This is a genomic window from Bacillus sp. SJ-10 (genome assembly GCF_002843505.1).
GTDB lineage: Bacteria > Bacillota > Bacilli > Bacillales > Bacillaceae > Bacillus > Bacillus velezensis.
Genome location: NZ_CP025258.1, coordinates 1240689 through 1262387, shown reverse-complemented (window position 1 = coordinate 1262387; position 21699 = coordinate 1240689). Strand labels below are relative to the sequence as shown.

The window sequence follows — 21699 nt, the reverse complement described above, 5'->3', positions numbered from 1 at the left end:
TTATTCATGATCAGTTTCATCATTTTCATAAAATTCGTTCACCTGATGCAGTATAACTGGCAGGCTTTCTCCATCACATATAATGTGATGAATATCAACAAATAGATAGGAGGCCGTTGTTGTCTTCATTAATTTCACACGCATCAACGGTGCTTCGGATAAATTAAACGGTTGTATAAATTTATCGTATTCTGTTTGTACATCTATTTCGTCCACTTCGCTGTAGTCTATTAAAACCCTTGCGTCTGGAGAAATCGTTTGAATAGGCTCACCGTCCATAACATGGAAACTAGTTCGCAAGATTTCTTCTTGCTTTAACAGCTTATCCAAAGCCTTCTGTAATCTTTCTTTATCCAGCGGTTCTTCATAAGCATAAACGTCCGATACGTTGTAGTTAATATTAGGTCCGGTCATCTCGTCCAGAAGATAGAGTCGTTTCTGAGCTGAACTTGTAGGGTAGTATTCAGCTGCTGAAGCTTGTTCTATTGCCACAAACATCTCGCTCTCAATCGACTCGATATTTCCCGCTATCTGCTCGGGCGTACCAAAAGTAAAAACATCTCTAATTGACAATCTTACTCCTATGGCCTTCTCCAATTCATTGCACAAGAGCACTGCTTTCAGTGACGATCCCCCTAGATCAAAGAAGCTATCAGTTACACTGACTTTTTCAATATCTAGAATGTTCTCAAATGCCTGCACGATCAGAGTTTCATATTCATTTCGTGGTGCAATATATTCCTTTGACTTATACTGCGGCTGTGGTAATGAGGCTTTGTCAAGTTTCCCGTTACTTGTCAGCGGAATCGCATCAACCGAAATAATATGTGCAGGCACCATGTAATCTGGTAATACTTTACTTAACTTGATCTTAACGTCCTTTTCTTCTATTTCTGTCTCAGTTATTACATAGGCACACAGGAATTTCTCATTCCTTTTGTCTTCTCGTACTATGACTACAGCTTCATTTATGCCTTCAAGCTCCAATAAACGGCTTTCTACTTCTCGTGGTTCAATACGATATCCTCTGATTTTTGCTTGGTCATCCATCCGTCCAATATATTCAAGGTTTCCGTTAGGTAACCAACGTGCCAAATCACCTGTCCGATACATCTTTCCGGATCCAAATGGGTTGTGTACAAACTTCTCGTCTGTCAGGTCTTGTCGATTTAAATATCCTTGAGATACACCCTCACCTGTTATACATAACTCACCCGGAACTCCAATTCCACAAAGTTCATTTCCATTTAACATATAAATCTTCAATGTTGGAAGTGGCTTTCCTATGTCGCTAATTCCTCTCTCGATGGCTTCAGCATCAATATCGCGATAAGTAGCGTATACCGTGGTCTCTGTAGGCCCGTACATATTAACCAGACGACAATGCCTATTGTTCTCATGCCATTTCTTCAAATGTGTTGGATAAAGTGCCTCTCCTGCAAAAATAACATATCGTAAACTATTTATTGTTTGTCCTGTCGTTGCATCGATCAACGCATAAAATGGCGAAGGTACCTGGCATAAGATTGTTACCGCTTCTTTTTGCAAAAGCTCTCCAAAAGCATATCCATCTTTTACCGTATCTTCAGAAGGAATTACAAGCTTTGCTCCATTTAATAGGCATCCGAATATTTCCCAAACCGAAACATCAAAACAATAAGAATGGAATTGAACCCAAATATCATTTTCATAGAAATCAAGCTTAAACTTGTCATTCTTAAGTAATCGCACTACATTTACATGCTGAACCATAACACCCTTAGGCCTGCCAGTCGTACCAGAGGTATAAATTACATACATCAAATCACTTGATTGATTTACATGGACAAGGTTACTGCATTCCATTTTATAATTTGCCTCATCATGAAGATTCATGATAGGAATGTCAGCTTCAGGTTCTTTTGTACCGCATAATACGACCTTTGGTTTACAGTCATTAATGATATAATTAATTCTTTCCTCTGGATAAGATGGATCAACCGGTACGTAAGCTGCTCCAGCCTTTAAAATAGCGTATATACCCACCACCATCTCCAAACACTTCTCTGTTGAGATCACCACAAAGTCATTGGGTTGAATGTTATAGTCCATTCGAAGTTTTCTTGCCAGAGCATTCGCCCGTTCATTTAATTGTGCATAGGTCAGCTGTTGTCCATTAAATGTAATTGCTATACTATTAGGTATTCTGGCAGCCTGCTCTTCAAGTAACTGCACAATCGTCTTATTATCAGGGTATTCTGCATCCGTCATATTGAACTCATCCAATATTTTTGCTTCTTCGTTCATATCTACCATGGCAATATCCTGCAGCTTCTTTTCCGGAGACATTAAAACTCCTTCAATTAGTGTTAAGAAGTGTTTTGCCATGTACTCGATCGTTTCTGGTTTGAATAAGTCTGTAGAATATTCAAAATCAATCTTATAGCCTTCTGAATCACTTATCATGGTTAAGGTAAGATCAAATTTAGAAATACTTCCTTCAACGGATTCCCTCGTTCCAAATTGAATTCGATCCGAATAACTCTCTCTCTCATCGTCCTGCAATACAAACATCACATCGAATACTGGGTTTCTTGAGTAATCTCTCTTTACTCCCACTGCTTCAACTAAATCCTCGAACTGATAATCCTTGTTATCGTACGCCTGTAAACATTTCTCTTTTATACCTAATAATACATCCTCAAATGAATCATCGGAGCAGACATTCCCTTTGATTGCCAGAGTGTTTACAAACATGCCCAACATATTTCGGGTATCCGTATGGTTTCGTCCCGATATTGGAGTTCCTACTATAATTTCTTCCTGTCGACTGTATTTTCCTAACATAGAGAAAAAGATGGATAACAAAACCATAAACTCAGTTGCACCATACTTCTTCGCTAACTCTTTTACTTGAATACTCGTGTTTTCTTCTACCTGTGTTCGGAAATTAGCACCTCTAAAACTTTGTTTATGAGGGCGTGGATAATCCATGATTAAATCCAGGACTGGTATATCACCAGAAAATTCTTTCTTCCAGTACGCTGCCTGTTCTGTTATATCTCTAGCATTTTGCCAAACACAAAAGTCTTTATACTGTACTCGTGGTGTTAACAATTCTCTTCCTTCATATAACTCTTGTATTTTGTAGAGCATAATCGGCATGCTTTCTGCGTCACATAAAATATGGTGAATATCCAAAAATAAGTATGAATCATTTGGAGTATCCAGTATTTTTGCACGCATTAGTGGTGATTTTGACAGGTCAAATGGTTGGACGAAAGTATTATATTCATCCTGGATATACTGTGAATCTGCTGTATTAACTTCACTGTGCTCCAGCACAATTCTTGCATCTGAAGAAATTTTTTGAATTGGCTCACCATTCACTATATGGAAGCTTGTCCTCAAAATTTCCTCTTGCTCTACTAATTGATCCAATGCTCTCTGAAGTCGCTCATTGTCTGGTTTAACTTTAAGCTTGATTACTAAAGGAATATTATAAGTTGTACCAGGACCTGTTAGTTGGTCTAAAAGATAAAGTCTCTTTTGAGCTGAACTTATAGAATAGCTTTCTGCTTCTGCTATTTCTGGTATTTCTTCAAACGTATTTACAACCTTTGAGTTTTTAATTTGTTCTGCAATATTTTTTGGTGTAACTAAATCAAAAATTTCTCTAAGTGGTAACCTTACCCCTGCACTCTTCTCTAATTCATTACACAGCCGGATTACATTAAGCGAGTATCCACCCAAATCAAAGAAATTGTCGTTTACACTTACTCTTTCCATACCAAGTACATGTTCAAATGCCTCTACTACCAATTTTTCCGTCTGGGTCTTTGGTGCCTCATAACCCCTTATCATCTTACTTTCTTCAATATACTTTTCTGGGTCCGGCAATAATTTACGATCTACCTTACCATTTGCAGATAGTGGAATCTCATCTACCTGTATGAATTGTGCCGGGATCATATAATCAGGCAGATATTTGGCTAACTCTCTTTTTATTTCTGCCAATTCTACTGCCTCATCTGCAACAATATACCCACACAGCTGCTTCTCTCCATGTGAATCACTATAATCAGCGACTACGGACTGGTGAATATTTGGCAAATGATTGATACAGTGTTCTATTTCTCCCAGTTCGACACGATGTCCACGTATCTTTACTTGACTATCTTTTCTTCCAAGGAAGTCTACATATCCTTCCTGACGCATCACACCATAATCACCTGTTTTGTACAGATACCCTAATCTATGGTTGATAAAGGCGGCCTTCGTCTTCTCTTCTTCATTGAGATAACCTACGGCGACTCCTTTTCCACCAATATGCAGTTCTCCTGGAACGCCTACCGGGCATTCTTCTCCACAATCATCCAGTACGTAAATTTGTTGATTTTTCAACGGATATCCATAAGGGATACTTTTCCACTCTGGCTTCACTTCTGTGATTGGGAAATAGATGGACCATATAGAGCCTTCCGTTGCTCCACCTAACCCGATCACTTGTGCTTTTGGCATTCTTGTTTTGATTTTCTCCGGCAAACCAAGAGAAATCCAGTCTCCACTTAGCATCACCATACGTAAGCGCTCTGCTGCAGATCTCCGCACTGTGTCTTGTTTTGTGCTTTCCAGATACATATCCATAATGGCCGGAACCGAATTCCATATCGTGATTTCTTCTTCGATCATGATCTGGTGAATGCTGGCCACATCTAAGAGATCGGGAATTAATACTAACTGGGCTCCACTAATGAGTGCTCCAAAAATATCATAGACAGATAAATCAAAGCTCATCGATGATAGGGCAATGATTTTATCTTCGCTGCCTACTTTGAATCTCTCATTAATATCTAATAGTGTATTCACTACTGCCTCATGGGTGATCACAACACCCTTAGGCTGTCCAGTACTTCCTGACGTATAGATAGCATAGGCTCTATCCTGCTGGCAGCCTTCTAGCGATTCCAAGGCACCATCGTTATAGGTGGAAAGGTTCTCTTTTTCATATAAATCCGGATGAATCATGAGCTTGATATCACTATGTTCCACGATATATTCTATTCTTTCCTCAGGATGTTCCGGGTTCACAGGAATATAAGCATGGCCGGCTTTTAAAATACCCACCGTATTTACAATGGTCTCGATTCGTCTCTCTGCCCAAACTCCAATATAAGAATTGTGCGCATAGTTTTGTTCTGCTAAATAGCGAGCGACCTGGTTGGATTTTCTCGCCAACTCGCCATAAGTCAATGTATCTTGTCCTAATTTGACTGCAATCGCATCTGGCGTCTTCTGGCATTGCCGGTCTATTAATCTTTGCAGTAAATCCCCTTCATAATCTCCTTGTGTATCATTGTAATCAAGCAGTAGTTGATACTGTGTTACAGGCAGCGGCATAGATGAAAGATTATTGTCTATAACTTGCTGCAATCGAAGTTGATACGTTTCAAACATGGCACGGATCATATCTTCATCAAGCAAATCCTCCACATAATCCCAAGTCATCATTAATTGTCCGTCGCTTTCCGCAACTTGGAAGTCCAAAAATACTTCAGGGGCCTGATTTATTCCGTATTTCAATTCTCCCCTACTACCTATATTGGCATTGAAAGAATCCACTTCGCCACGAAGCATGCTTGTAAATATAATTGGCATTATAGCTTGAGCTTCTTGACCACGATGTTCAGCCAGATCACGCAGGAAATCAACCCCACTGTAAAATCTGTGGTTTAACGCTTCAAATAACCGATTCTGAATCTCAGTAGTTCTTTCCCAAAATGGTCTATGAGATGATAAATCGATATCCAACAACAATTTTGATACAAAATCCCCCATCAGCGACATTCCATCTTGATGAAAAGGCTGATTACTAAACAGATTTAAGCTAAGTGCCATATTGGATTGATTGCTCCATTTAAATAGAACTTCCGCATATATTGTGCACAATAACGCAGATGGTGCAATTCTGTTATCCAAAGCTTTGTTTCTCACAATCGCCCAGTCTTTTGCAGAAATTTTCGTTTCTAAACGTTTTACTGTTGCGTTGTTTACAGCACTCCCATTAGAAAGAAGCGGTAACTGTGGTGCATCCGGGAAATCACCTGCTTTCTTCTTCCAGTAGGCTTGATCTCTTTGATGCAATGCTTTCATCAAATCTGAAACTTGCCGTGCCAAAAGATCGGCATGATTATCAAGCTCTGCTTGGGTCGAATCTTTCTCCTCTTTCTTAACATCCTCTTTCTTAAGTAGCTTTTGCAAACGATCTTCTGGATTCTTGACAACTTCTGAAAGCAATGAAACATAATCATCCAACATTTGCTTTATCGTTTCCTGTTTAAATAAATCTGTAGAATACTCTAAATTGACCACATAACCCTCTGATGTGTGTATTACCATTAAATTCAGATCAAACTTAGCTACTTTTCCTTCCATTGGTACCCATGTTCCACTCATAATGCTCTTTGAACCAGACATAATTTCACTCTCTGGCATCATAAACATTACATCAAATAATGGATTTCTTGATAAATCTCTCTTTACATCTACTGCCTCAACCAAGTCTTCATATTGAAAGTCCTGATTATCGTACGCAAGAAGACATTTTTCTTTTACTCCTAGCAATACTTGTTCAAAACTCTCCTCTTGTTTCACATTTCCTTTGATAGCCAAGGAGTTTACAAACATCCCCAGCATGTCTTGTGTATCAACGTGGGTTCTACCTGATACAGGAGTTCCGACTATAATTTCTTCCTGTTGACTGTACTTGCTCAATAGAAGCATAAAGGTTGATAACATAATCATGAATTCCGTAGCACCATGCTTCTTCGCTAATTCTTTTATTTCCATAAAAACTGGTTCTTCAATCTTAGTTTTTACGTCGGCTCCATTGAAGCTCTTTTTCTTAGGACGTTGGAAATCTGTATTCAAATTTAGTATTGGAATTTCGCCTGAGAACTCGTTCTTCCAATATGCCGCCTGCTTCGTAATATCCTGAGTCATTTGCCAAGCTGAGAAATCTTTATAATGAACCCTTGGCATTGATAAAGTATTTCCTTCATATAACTCGCTTATCCAGTTCATCATAATAGGCAGACTTTCTCCATCAGAAACAATATGATGAATATCCAGCATCAAGTATGAAGCTTGTGGCGTCTGTAGTAACTTAACCCGCATCAAAGGTGCTTTGGATAAATCAAATGGGCAAACAAAACGATCATATTCATCTTGAATATCTAGTGTATCTGCTTCTTTGTATTCTAATACTACTCTCGCATCTGGTTGAATCACTTGAACTGGCTCTCCATTAATAAGATGGAAGCTGGTTCTCAATACTTCTTCTCTCTCTAAGAGTTTATCTAACGCTCCCTGTAGCTGCTCTTTATCCAGAGTGTTTTCATATTTTATGACATTCGAAATGTTATAGGAAATACTAGGACCTACTATCTCATTGAGAAGATAAAGTCGCTTTTGAACAGAACTCATAGGATAGAACTCTGCTTTAGCTATTTTCGGTATTTCCGAAAAACTATCATATTGTAAACTTCCAATTCTTTCTGCAATACGTTTGGGTGTAGATAAAGCAAATATTTCACTAAGCTTCAGTTTTATACCGATTGTCTTTTCTAATTCATTACACAATAATGTAACTTTCAGTGAATGACCACCCAAGTCAAAAAAGCTATCATGGACACTAATTTCTGTTACTCCTAGGATTTTCTCAAATGCTTCAACTACTAACTTCTCTTCTCTATTTGTTGGTGCTGCATATTCCTTAGACTTGTATTCCGGTTCTGGTAGTGCCGCTTTGTCCAGCTTTCCATTATGACTTAATGGAATTTGGTCAATTCGAATAATATATAAAGGAACCATATAGTCTGGTAACTTCTTGCGTAATTCACTCTTGATTGTATCTTCGTCTAATTTTTCTACTTCTGTATGAACGACTACATAAGCACACAGATATTTTTCTCCTTGCTTGTCTTGTCGTACTACAACGGCTGCTCCACTAACTCCTTCGAGTTCCATCAAAGTACTTTCAATTTCTCCTGGTTCGATTCTGAAACCTCTTATCTTAACCTGATCATCTATACGGCCAAGGTACTCAATATTTCCATCCGGTATCCACCGTGCCAGATCACCTGTTTTATACATCATCCCTGAACCAAAAGGATTTTTAATAAATTTCTGTGCTGTCAATTCTTCACGATTTAAGTATCCACGCGACACACTTTCTCCTGCAATACATAATTCCCCTGGTACACCTATTCCGGCTATTTTTTCATTTGATAATATATAAATTTGTGTATTACTAATAGGCTTACCAATCCATACTTTATCTACATTTAAGTCTGTTGGACAATGATATCCACTGGAATTAACTGTAGTTTCTGCTGGACCATAGAGATTCAGTAGTTCTGCTCTTACTTGTCCTTTTTCCCTTAATTGATTATAATGTCTCACACTTTCTGCATTCAGTTTCTCACCAATATTAATGATATAACGTAGCGTATTTATTCTCTCTTTGCTCATATCTAATTCTTCTAAGAACATATTGAACATTGAAGGAACGAACTGGATTGCATTGACTTTATAATCCTGAATTACCTTGATGATCTTATCACTTTGACTTTCTTCTCCTTGTTGCAAAATAACAAGTTTACCACCCGCTAACATCCACCAAAATACTTCCCAGGCAAAAACATCAAAGGCACAAGTGGTCTTCATTAAAAGAGATTCTCCCTCGTGTAATGGATATTCTCTTTGTGTCCACATCTGCTGATTGACTATATTCCGATGCTCTACCATAACTCCTTTTGGTTTTCCTGTTGTACCCGATGTATAAACCAGATAAATAAGATCATGAGGAGTATTTACATGTTCAGGATTCTCTGCACCTTCTTCATAATTGCTTGCACTATATAAGTCGACAACCTTTTCAGGGGAAATATTATACTTTCCATGACCAATTAAAACCGCTTTCGGCTGGCTATCTTCCAATATATACTCGATGCGTTCTTCTGGATAAAACGGGTCAATTGGTACATATGCTGCACCCGACTTCAGGATGGCATATAATCCGACCACCATCTCAATACTTCTTTCTGCTATAATCGCAACAAAATCATCAGGCTGGACATGGTATTCCCGTCGTAACCTTAATGCAAGTTTATTGGCACGAGCATTTAATTCAGCGTAACTCAATTGCTCATTCCCGCATACCACTGCTGTATTATGGGGTGTTCTTGCTACTTGTTCCTCAAATAATTGGACAATGGTCTTGTCTCTTGGATAGTCACGATCCGTTGCGTTAAACTGTACTAATTCTTTCATTTCTTCCGCTTCATTTGTCATGCCTAATTCGGTTAATTTCGTGTGTGGTGCTGCAATTGCTTGTTCCATAAGTCTTTGCAAATGGGAACCGATAATGTTTATTTCTTCCTTGTTATATAGCTTTGTACTGAATAGAATTCTAAAATGAAGACGATCACTCTTAAATGCTGTCATTCCCAAGTCATACCCGATTTGTTCGCGGTAATATTCAGATTCCACATTTAATTTGCCATCAATATTGATACTTGTTCCTTGATAGCCTTCAAAGAAGAATAAGGTTCCAATTAGATTCCTTCCTAATAAAGTACGATTCTGTATTTCTGCTAAAGAAAGAAAATCGTGATCATTTGCAGCAATTGCTTGGTCCTGTAATGATTTCAACAAATCGGCAAATGTGTCTTCGTTTGTTGTCGATATACGTACAGGTATTGTATTGATAAATAAACCAACGATTTCTTCAATACCTTCAATCTCTGCATTTCTACCAGATACAACCTTTCCAAAAACGACATCATTGGTTGAGTTGTATTTTTCCAATAAAACGCCCCAACAAGCTTCTACTAGCGTGTTCAATGTTACATCGTACTTGGCACATACCGCTTCTGCTTGTTCGGTTACCCCCAAGCTTAACTTAAACTCTTGACTCTGACTCTCTTCTTCTGTTTCTTCTGGACGACCCATATGTAGAATATCAGCCCTTGTCTCATATCCTTGAAGAAGGTCTTCCCAATATTTAAGGCTCGGCTCTTTATCTTTTTCATTTAAATAATCTACAAATTTTTCATAGCTGCCCATTTTATTAGAAGCAGTCTTATTAGGTATTTTTAAACACTCTTCGTCTGTTGCCATATACGCATTAAACAAATCTCTACGCAAAATTGGCAAACACCAACCATCTAAAATAATATGATGGTTCGTCATGATCAACCGATATCCACTATTGTTTATTTTTATCAGATTCATACGAACTAGTGTATCTTCTTCTAAATCAAATCCACGTTTTACATCTTGTTCCTTTAAATCAAGATAATCGGATTCATTATCTACTTCCATATAATTAAATTCCAGATTTCTTTCTTTCAATACAACTTGTCTTGGCACACTTACTCCCCGATAACAGATCTTTGTACGTAAAATATCATGCTGTGTTGCTAGAGATTCAAAAGCTTTGTGCATCTTCTCTACATCTACTTCCGTCAATCGCAACGTCTGCTGAACAACATACTTCGTAGAGGATTCATCCAAAAGCTTCTCATAGAGCATTCCCTCTTGCACAGGAGCCAAAGGATAGATACGTTGAACTTCTTCGCCGCGGTTTTTGGCAGCTTCCTGTACATAACAAAATTCGCTATCTTTCCATACCCTCTCACCAAAATCACTTGCCGTTGACTCACTCTTCTGTGCATGGGAGCAATGTTCTGCGACCGCTATCAGTTCTTCTTCATATGCTTTTCCTATTTGCTCAATTCTCTCAGCTAAATAACGACTGCTGTTGCAGGTTACTGTCATAGATAAACTACCATTTTGCACATGACCTATGACGTTAATGGATGGTCCAAATTGATTGCGAGGATCCGTATCCTGTCCATAACCCAGTTGTGAAAACTCAAAATATGGATCGCCAGATTCTTTCTTTGTTCCTAGTTCTCCAAGATAATTAAATGATATATCTGGTGCCACTTCCACATCCATTTCTTCTGAATTAACCATGTCTGCATACTTTATGAGGCCATAATCAATTCCATGTGCTGGCACACGTCGTAGGTTCTCTTTCGTATTTCGAATATCCTGAGCAATATTAGTGCCTAACTCTTCTAAAACTACGGGATATATACTAGTGAACCATCCTATTGTCCTACCTAAATCAAAAGACCCTACTGTTTCTTCACGACCATGTCCTTCCATCTGTATAGCAAGCGTTCTCTGACCTGTTACTTTGTTTACCGCACGTCCCAGTGCTGTTACAAGTAAGTCATTAATCTCTGTATTATAAGCATGTGCACTTTCTTTTAATAACTTTTCTGTGATCGTGGAATTAAGACATACCACGGCTGTCTTTGGTTCGAATTTATCATCAGTGCTATCTTCTTTTAACTTGCCATCAACCAATTTATTTTCTAACTCTGACCAGTAAGCTATCCTTCTCTTTAACTTTTCACTCTGGCTGTAACGAGCTAATCCTTCGCTCCATACTTTAAAGGAAACGGTTTTAGCTGGTAATGTTATCTCTTTCTGATTCAAAGCTTGAGAGTAGCCCTTCTCCAAATCCTCACTTAAAATTCGCCAGGAAATCACATCCATTATCATATGATGAGCTAGCAACATCATATAATCTTGCTCCGGCGTACTAAATAAAACAGCCTGCAATAATGGTCCTTCCGCCAAATCCATCTTTACTTTCGTTGTCTTAATTTTTTCCTGAATCTCTTCAGATTCACATGCTATTGTTGTAAAGCCGTACCATTTCTTATCTTCTACTTTCCCTATAACCTGTTTCTTATCTTTGTACGTAGCTCTCAACATATCATGATGCTGTACTAACGCAGACAAAGCTTTTTGTAGTGCCAGGACATTTAGTTTTTCACGAACCTTAAACACTTGGCATACATTAAAATGTTCAGGATTCATCATATTTTGTGCGAAGAAGTAGTTTTGAATTGGTGTCAGTGAAATCTCACCACTTATTTCTCCTTGCTCCGCAGGTATAATTTCTTTTTTCGTGGATAAATTCATGGCTATTAGCTTCGGTGTTCTCTCCATCAAAAGATTTCGCATGGAGCTATCGTATCCAGCTTCTCTTATCTTGTTTAGAATATGGATAGCCTTAATCGAATCTCCACCCAAATCAAAGAAATTGTCATTTACACTTACTCTTTCCATACCAAGTACATGTTCAAATGCCTCTACTACCAATTTTTCCGTCTGGGTCTTTGGTGCCTCATAACCCCTTATCATCTTACTTTCTTCAATATACTTTTCTGGGTCCGGCAATAATTTACGATCTACCTTACCATTTGCAGATAGTGGAATCTCATCTACCTGTATGAATTGTGCCGGGATCATATAATCAGGCAGATATTTGGCTAACTCTCTTTTTATTTCTGCCAATTCTACTGCCTCATCTGCAACAATATACCCACACAGCTGCTTCTCTCCATGTGAATCACTATAATCAGCGACTACGGACTGGTGAATATTTGGCAAATGATTGATACAGTGTTCTATTTCTCCCAGTTCGACACGATGTCCACGTATCTTTACTTGACTATCTTTTCTTCCAAGGAAGTCTACATATCCTTCCTGACGCATCACACCATAATCACCTGTTTTGTACAGATACCCTAATCTATGGTTGATAAAGGCGGCCTTCGTCTTCTCTTCTTCATTGAGATAACCTACGGCGACTCCTTTTCCACCAATATGCAGTTCTCCTGGAACGCCTACCGGGCATTCTTCTCCACAATCATCCAGTACGTAAATTTGTTGATTTTTCAACGGATATCCATAAGGGATACTTTTCCACTCTGGCTTCACTTCTGTGATTGGGAAATAGATGGACCATATAGAGCCTTCCGTTGCTCCACCTAACCCGATCACTTGTGCTTTTGGCATTCTTGTTTTGATTTTCTCCGGCAAACCAAGAGAAATCCAGTCTCCACTTAGCATCACCATACGTAAGCGCTCTGCTGCAGATCTCCGCACTGTGTCTTGTTTTGTGCTTTCCAGATACATATCCATAATGGCCGGAACCGAATTCCATATCGTGATTTCTTCTTCGATCATGATCTGGTGAATGCTGGCCACATCTAAGAGATCGGGAATTAATACTAACTGGGCTCCACTAATGAGTGCTCCAAAAATATCATAGACAGATAAATCAAAGCTCATCGATGATAGGGCAATGATTTTATCTTCGCTGCCTACTTTGAATCTCTCATTAATATCTAATAGTGTATTCACTACTGCCTCATGGGTGATCACAACACCCTTAGGCTGTCCAGTACTTCCTGACGTATAGATAGCATAGGCTCTATCCTGCTGGCAGCCTTCTAGCGATTCCAAGGCACCATCGTTATAGGTGGAAAGGTTCTCTTTTTCATATAAATCCGGATGAATCATGAGCTTGATATCACTATGTTCCACGATATATTCTATTCTTTCCTCAGGATGTTCCGGGTTCACAGGAATATAAGCATGGCCGGCTTTTAAAATACCCACCGTATTTACAATGGTCTCGATTCGTCTCTCTGCCCAAACTCCAATATAAGAATTGTGCGCATAGTTTTGTTCTGCTAAATAGCGAGCGACCTGGTTGGATTTTCTCGCCAACTCGCCATAAGTCAATGTATCTTGTCCTAATTTGACTGCAATCGCATCTGGCGTCTTCTGGCATTGCCGGTCTATTAATCTTTGCAGTAAATCCCCTTCATAATCTCCTTGTGTATCATTGTAATCAAGCAGTAGTTGATACTGTGTTACAGGCAGCGGCATAGATGAAAGATTATTGTCTATAACTTGCTGCAATCGAAGTTGATACGTTTCAAACATGGCACGGATCATATCTTCATCAAACAGATCCTTCGCATAATCCCAAGTCATCATTAATTGTCCGTCTCTTTCCGTGACTTGGAAATCTAAAAATACTTGAGGGGTCTGGCTTATTCCGTATTTTATTTTTCCTAATTTTGGCAGAACATCTGTAAATTCCGATTTATCGAATAACATACTAGTAAATACAATTGGCATAATCGCTTTACTAGTCATTTCTCTCTTACTTGCAATATTTCGTATAACATCAACACCACTATAAAAACGATGGTCTACTGCTTCAAATAATATATCTTGAACCATAGATGCTCTCTCCCAAAAAGCACTATGAACAGACAAATCAATATCTAACAGTAAAACTGATGTGAAATCTCCAATTAACTTCATTACGTCTGGATGAAAGGACTGCCGATTAAATAAAGTTAAATTAAGTGCCATTCTGGATTGATTGCTCCATTTGCCCAAAACTTCCGCATAAATTGTACATAAGAATACAGATGGTGTTACACCATACTGAGCTGCTAAGCCTTTCACAACATTCCATTCATGAGTTGTCAGACTCTTCTCCATGCGCTGAAATATTGGTCTCTCTATGAATTCTGGCTCACAAACTAATGGTAGCTGAGGTGCATAGGGAAAATCCTCTATTTTGGCTTGCCAATAGTCTTGAGCTTTTTGATAGGCGGAAGATTCACGAAAGCTCTCCAATGCCCTTACATAATCTGAAAATTGAAAGGTTAAAGGTTCAATCTCCATATTCGGTTTCTCATAATAATCCATTATCTCTTGTATTAAAATTAATAAACTGCCTCCATCAGCAATTAATAAGTCAATATCCAGGAAGAGATAATTTTTCTTCTCGCCAAGAATAAATGCAGACAACTCAAATAATGGCCAATGATCTTGTTGAAAAACAAAATGTGACCTGTGATTTCTTTTTTCCAATATACGTTTTTGTTGATCCTCTAAAGACAAGTCTTGTAAATCTTCAATACAAATATCATAAGAAGAATTAGAACGCCGAACTTTTTGCATTCCTGTATCATCAAAAATAGTACGCAGCATAAGCTGACGCTCTAAAACTCGATTCAATGCATCGTTTAAGCGTTTAATATCTAATTCTGTTTCAAACTCATAATAGGCATGTGTGGAGATGTTGCCCATTTCCATAATATTTTGTCTTCCAACTAAATAGGCTCCTTGTATTTCTGTTACCGGAAATGGCTCATACCACATGTCTTTATTCCCTGTTAATTCAGATGTTTGGACATCCTCTACCTGTAGTTGTTCCCCTACAATCGTAATTATTTGTTCTAGAGTAGACATTTTGAAAAGGCTTACAATGGGGATTTCAACTTGAAATCGTTGATTGATTTCATCCTGGAAACGAATCAACGTTAACGAACTAACTCCCATCCGAGAAATCGTATCGTCTACTTTCAAAGAAGGGATAGAGAATACTTCTTTTGCAATTTCAACGATTTGATTTTCAATCTCCGCTTTGTTCCATGCTGGCTTCTTTGCAGATTCCTTGCTACTCTCATAATAATATGGAGCTATTGCGATAACATCATCAAACTCATGATTCTCAAATCGCTCTATTAAAAGAAAACGTTGCACCTTTCCACTTGTTGTTTTCGGTATCGTTTTTATTGGAATTACATAATCTGCAGCTATTCCAACCCGTTCTAATACCATATCCTGCACTTGATGGGCAAGTGGCAAAAATGCCTTGGCATCTTTTCGATTATGTACAAATACTATAATTTCATCCCTGATCGATGACGGATTGCGAACACCACACACAACGACTTGAGACAACTCTGGGATCGCCAATGTTAACATATTTTCTATATCGCTAGCATAATAATTCTGACCATTTACAAACAGAATATCCTTCTTTCTGCCCATTACAATGAGTTCTCCATTGCGTAAAAGTCCTAAATCTCCTGTACAGAAGAAGCCCTGTTCATTAAAAGGGGAACTATCATGATTCATATATCCCTCAAATACATTTTTCCCCTTGATCACTATATTGCCTATGTAATTTTCCCCTAAGATGTGGTCTTCATCATCTACAATCAATATTTCTAATTCATATAATGGTTCTCCTACTATGGCAAACTCTGCTGCATTTGGCTCCTTCGTTTCTATATACTCCACTTCTTGACCAATACGAGCTTTATGACGGTTAATACATACACTTCTATTATGTCCTTCTTCAGGAATAGTAACAGCCAGACTAGCTTCTGCCATACCATAGACTTGATGGATCGTATTTTCACGCAAGCCAGAAGACGAGAATTTTTCATAAAATCGTCTAATGGTATCCATTGATATTGGTTCTGCACCACACATTATGTTTCGCACACTAGATAAATCAATATTTTCTAAATGTGAATCCTTTACAGTCTTTATCATCCAGTCTAATCCAAAATTCGGACTTACAAGCACCGTTGCTTTTAATTGCGCACATTTTTGAAGATATAGCCAAGATTTCTTTAAAAATGTACCCGAATTTAGAAGGGAATGAGATATACCCGCAAATATCGGAGTTAAATGATAACCGATCAAGCCCATATCATGTGTCAATGGTAACCAACTAGCCATGACATCATTTGTGTCTAGTTTCAAACGATCTACTATCTGTGCCAAATTATAAACTAGATTTTCATGTGTTAATTTTACTCCTTTAGGGTTACCTGTGCTGCCAGACGAATATTGTATATACGCTAAGTCCTGACAATCTACTGTAACGCATTGCCCCTCTTCCATATTACATGCTAAGGTTTCATACTCTAAGTATTTCAAATTATTGGCTTCATAACTTTCTCTAAACGTATTTAAATTTCTTTCATCAGTAATTATCCACGCATTCGGCAACTGCTCACTTACTTTCACTAACTTCTTGAAAGCTTCAGTGTCAGGCGATGCAATTAGCGGTACAGACAGAGGAACGGGGATCATGCCTCCTAAAATACAACCCCAAAACAACCTTATAAAGAATAAATTATTGTTTGTCTGAAAGATAATATAAGAGCCCTTCTGAAATCCCTGCTTTTGTAGTGCCCCTAAGATGGATTTGGCATTAAAATAAAGACTTTCATAAGACTCAAACAATTCAGAGCCATCGGATTGAGTAAAGTAAACTCCCCTTGATTTCTCGTTAGCATAAATTCCAAGTAATTGATCAAGTGTTATATTAACTCCATCCTCTAATACTGATTTTGTATAGGGTTTCATATTGCACCTCTTAAAAAGTTATTGTTTTTATGCTGCGATATTATCTTTGTTACAATTGATGCAACGTCTTGATCTTGCCTCATTAATATTAAAATTTATGTTGAGAATTATTTATGTATATTGGCTTCTATAATTCTATTATATTATATTTAAGGATTATATCAACAAAATTCTTAAAATTTTTCCAGCTCAAAGGTCGTGGTTTAAACCCACCGCCCTTAGCCTTCGGGTTGGATAGTAATAATCAGAATCACTTAAAAAAACACTCAATAATGCCCCCGTTGTCAAGACACGATTTTTTGAGGAAAAAGTTATGTCCTTCTTATCATGTCATGTAGCATTTCAGGATGCGATCTGTTCTCAATATATCATTTTTTTACATTTTCCAATTTAATAGCGTGCAGAAAGGCAAACAGCCTCTGCACGCTTGTGTATAAATCTTAAATTTCAACTTATATCTTATATCATACAGCAGTCATTTTCTTGATCATCCAGACGGTGCTACATCAAATGCTCATCGGTTTCCCTTGATAGTCAACGAAAACAAATTCACTATCGATACGAACTTGTCGATTAATGAGATTATAAATATCTTCTGCTGTTTCTTTTGGATGTGTCGGGGCTATCATTCCTCCCATATCCGTCCTTACCCACCCTGGATGGACGGAAAGGACTTGAATGCCTTCATTCTTTAATGCTACATGGAGCTTCTCGGACAACATATTTAAGGCAGCTTTCGACAATCCATAAGGATAATCACCACTATATGCATTTGTTAGACTACCACCTTCTGACGAGATGTTGATAATGGATTGATTCTCACCCTTTTTCAGCAAAGGTAGAAAATGTTTAATCACACGGGCTGGTCCTAACGTGTTGACATCAAATGCTAGTTTGATAGCCTCTATATCAAGATCCTCAATAGACGTACCCCTTCCATTAAGAATGGCAGCATTATTGATAATCACATCAAGACTTTCACCTACATTACGAGCTGCTTCACGAACAGATTCCTCGTCTGTGACATCTAAATGAAGAATTTCTAACTGGTTGCTATTTTTCTCTTTTAATTTGGTTAATTGAGTCCTTTTTTGTTCATTCGGATCTCTGACTCCAGCAAAAACTCGGTACCCTTTTTCTAATCCAACTTCGACAAATCCAAGCCCTAAGCCCCTATTTGCCCCAGTAATTAATACATCCACCATAATCCTCCCAGATTTTTTTTAATAGTTACTTCATTTTGCATTGAAAAATCAACAATTGGCCTCTTCTCTTTATTATACCCTCCTATCCTTAACCAAATTGTAATCATTAAATTAAGTAATTCTACAAATTTAAGGTTCCATATCGCATCTATTTGAGTATCAAAGGTTTTAATTTCATAATATAAATTATAAAAAAAATGAACAAAACTAATACAACCCTCTTCTACCTTTACATGATCTAACAATTTCAGTTCAAATCCACAGTTACATTTTTTTAATGTTTTTCTTATCGGAGATATCTTACTGTTACATCTTGGGCATTCATTAACCAAATACAAATTATGTATGGGACAAATAACATTAACTGTATAGTTCCAAATTTTAATTGTGGATTTTCTTTCATTCCTCTTTCCCATAATTCTCTAGGCGTAGCCCCTCTTCTAGAATCGTAAGAATTTGCAATTAAATCTAAAAGTTCTATATGTAGCATATATATAAACCCTTGCATAGTAATACACGCCTTTCCTTCTGAATCATATTGTCCCCGTTCAAGAGGATTTGAAAAAGTCGTTCCTTTTAAGCTATATCCCTTTCTTATATCATCCTCAGTCATAATTGAATATATCCAATCTTGTTGTTCACAGTACATCTTTCCTACCTCAAACTTAACGCCAAAATTATAGGGTTAAGACAATCAGTAATTTCAAGTTGGATAAAAAGAGGATTTTTAATAGGAAATGGTGATTCAGGAGGGAAAAGGTTTGCATTAGAAGATATACAGATGTTTCAAAAAAATATATTACTCTAAAAGAAATTGCGGAAAAGCATAATACCATCTCTGTGTATATGATGAAAAAATTAAAGTGGGATGGGAATTGAGCCGATTTCAGGTATTGAGATTGATGGGAGCGAAGGATATCTTTATAAAAGTGAAGATGTAATGGTGATATTATAACCTACCAGTTACGTATTTTGGTAAACATGTAATAGGTAGGTGTTTTACGTTTGTAATTGAATTTTAAAAGTGGTATTTGTGGACTTGAATGTCTTTTAATACATTAATGGGGAAAAGTATTTTATTTCCATCATTGAACTTTGGACCAGAAATAGAATGGATTTTTCCAGTATAATTTTTCTCATAGAATGCTTTTTAAATCATTAGAATTTTTCGCAACATGGATTCCTCAAATATTGCCATAGTATATATCAAACTAGAATTTTCATAACCATTATAATCAGTTATTCTTAATATATATCCTGCTAAAGATTCATCTTCTAAAGGTTTTGGAGTTAGCAATAACCTTTCCAATAAGCCATACCTCTCCTTCATTTATTTTTTTATTATTTCAAAATAAAACAGCTAAGAAAATATAATTTTCTTAGCTGTTTTACTTTCTAGCTGATTTTGAAATCTAGTTTAGGAGTTCTTGAAACTATTCCGAATAATTATGAAAAATCACATTATAATGCTGTCATTTCTTCGTGCTCGTGTTCATCCTGCACGAATAAAATACCTAATTCATGATGTTCGCCTTCATAGGACGCGCGCTGATCAAACCGGATCTCACCGTTCAGGCCGATGATCTCCATTTTTACAAATGCGCGGTTTTTTTGAAGTGCTTCATAAAAATCCGATACATGCTTCACGGGGATGCCGTTTACCTTCGTAATAATCTCACCGATCTTCAGCTCAAGATCGTCCGCGGGTGTGTTCGGAATGATGCCGAGCACCATTAAGCCCTGATCCCGCTTAGAGAAATAAAACGGAGCCGCGTTATCGTTCAGCCGCTGTCTCAATGATAAAAACAGGCGTCCGAGCACCGCAATACAAGCGGCAGCTCCGGCAAGCGGAGTCCACCAAAGGGCCGCTGCCCCGAATACGGCCACGATAATCCCGAGAATCATGACACGTTTCGCTGTTATCCTTATGCTGACTTCCGGAAGTGACCCCTGCACACGCTGTCCGAAGCCGGCGATATAAGGAATCCAGATCAAATGGAAAGAGCCGCCCGGCACGGTAAAGACAGGCCACCAGGAAAGGTGTGACTCAAGCCCGCTGCCCGGCACCAATAAGAAAAGCGGAAACAGCCATGCGCGATTCGCCAATTGTCGGCCGATGGGCAGGCCTCTGCTGCTGACGACAAGCGCCGGAGATGTTTTCAGATGCGCTGAACGGCAGGCAGCCGCTCCCTCCGTGATAATCAAAAGGCCCATAAACACGGCCGCCGATGCCCAATTCACGCCGAATGCCTGCGGAAACCGATCCGCAAACGGCACTGTGTCGGTATACTGAAGGATAAACGCAATGAACATGCCGGCGCTGACAATATAAGCTGATGACAGCCAATTCATACGGAACGTCAGCGAAGCCAAAGCCGTCACAGCCGCGATTATGCCGAGAAGACCGAATGGAATCGAAATTCCCAGTCCAAAAAATAATATGGAGAGAAGAATACCCGGTATAAGTCCTTTTATGTATGTAAAGATAAGCTCGTCATACATATCCGCGATTTTTGTATGAAACGTATGGCGTTCACGTTTGATCCGCAAATATCCGCATGCGAGACTTATGATGATAAAAAACCAGAACATCGGGTGCAAAAAAAACAGACCGATACTTTTCAGAAGTTCAATTCCCCATTGAACAGACACTGCTTTCACCGCCTCAAGCCAAACATTTTAATTCTATTCTACCAAATAATCATTGGCTTGAATATCTCAAACGTCTATCTCTCTTCCGTCATCCACAGCGTTACATTTGAGAGAGAGAAATCTTTCAGATAGTGGTCAACCTCCACCTCGATCACGCCGCTGATCAGAAGCATGGACCGCTTAATATCCGTCAGATTGATTCCTAAACGTTTATGGTTTTTCATTAAGTAAGTGAAATAATGCTTCGCACACTCTTCATTGATTTCGTGAACGCATTCAACATTTGTGTAATTGACCAGGTATCTGCTGAACAGCATAAGAAGACTTAGTGCTTTTGTTGATGAAAATGTGACGTCTTTTGTTCTGTCTTTTAGTTGTTCCACTAATTCATAATATTTTTTTTCACGCACAATACTTGCCCTCTTCAATTGTGAACCCCCATTTTTTTATCCAGATAAGCACGGGTGATTACAGCTGCCGTGCTGAAGCGCCGCAAACACTTCTGCTTTCGATACTGAAATGCAGCTGCCAAACTAAAACTGTTCTCTATTAGAACCTTCTTTTATTGTAAGAACTAAAACTGACTGAGGCAACTTTCAAAAGTTTCATTTTGAATACATATTAACTCGGCATAAAGTCTCTCTTCTCTATAAATATCGGGTAATGTTTGTCCTTTATAAATGTTTAAATGTGAAAATTTTTTTAATATCTTGTCAAAACCGACATAATTATATGTCTT

General features: G+C 38.1%; 5 protein-coding genes. All 5 read right to left on the bottom strand.

The window, feature by feature from the left end; genetic code table 11:
- The 5 genes from CXL14_RS06390 to swrA all read right to left on the bottom strand — a co-directional run bounded on the left by CXL14_RS06390 (nucleotide 1) and on the right by swrA (nucleotide 21388).
- Entirely contained in the window at nucleotides 1-17103 is a 17103-nt protein-coding gene (locus tag CXL14_RS06390; protein WP_089072465.1) for a non-ribosomal peptide synthetase, read from the bottom strand.
- A gap of 506 nt (nucleotides 17104-17609) precedes the next feature.
- Nucleotides 17610-18305, bottom strand: a complete 696-nt coding sequence (locus tag CXL14_RS06385; RefSeq protein ID WP_014418997.1) for an SDR family oxidoreductase — start codon at nucleotides 18303-18305, stop codon at nucleotides 17610-17612.
- A 289-nt stretch (nucleotides 18306-18594) separates the two neighbouring features.
- Nucleotides 18595-18957 carry a hypothetical protein gene (locus tag CXL14_RS06375; RefSeq protein WP_029972814.1) on the bottom strand — a complete coding sequence of 121 codons (363 nt, stop codon included), beginning with the start codon at nucleotides 18955-18957 and terminating at the stop codon, nucleotides 18595-18597.
- An 812-nt stretch (nucleotides 18958-19769) separates the two neighbouring features.
- Complete coding sequence (locus CXL14_RS06370; RefSeq protein ID WP_014418998.1) at nucleotides 19770-20960, bottom strand: cell division topological determinant MinJ; 1191 nt, start codon at nucleotides 20958-20960, stop codon at nucleotides 19770-19772.
- Nucleotides 20961-21034: 74 nt separating this feature from the next.
- Entirely contained in the window at nucleotides 21035-21388 is a 354-nt protein-coding gene (gene swrA, locus CXL14_RS06365) for a swarming motility protein SwrAA (protein WP_014305920.1), read from the bottom strand.
- Nucleotides 21389-21699 lie beyond the last annotated feature (311 nt).

Bases quoted from the DNA above. Each gene is read 5' to 3' on its own strand.
- CXL14_RS06390 (WP_089072465.1), bottom strand. From the start codon at position 17,103: ATGAAACCCTATACAAAATCAGTATTAGAGGATGGAGTTAATATAACA.
- CXL14_RS06375 (WP_029972814.1), bottom strand. From the start codon at position 18,957: ATGTACTGTGAACAACAAGATTGGATATATTCAATTATGACTGAGGAT.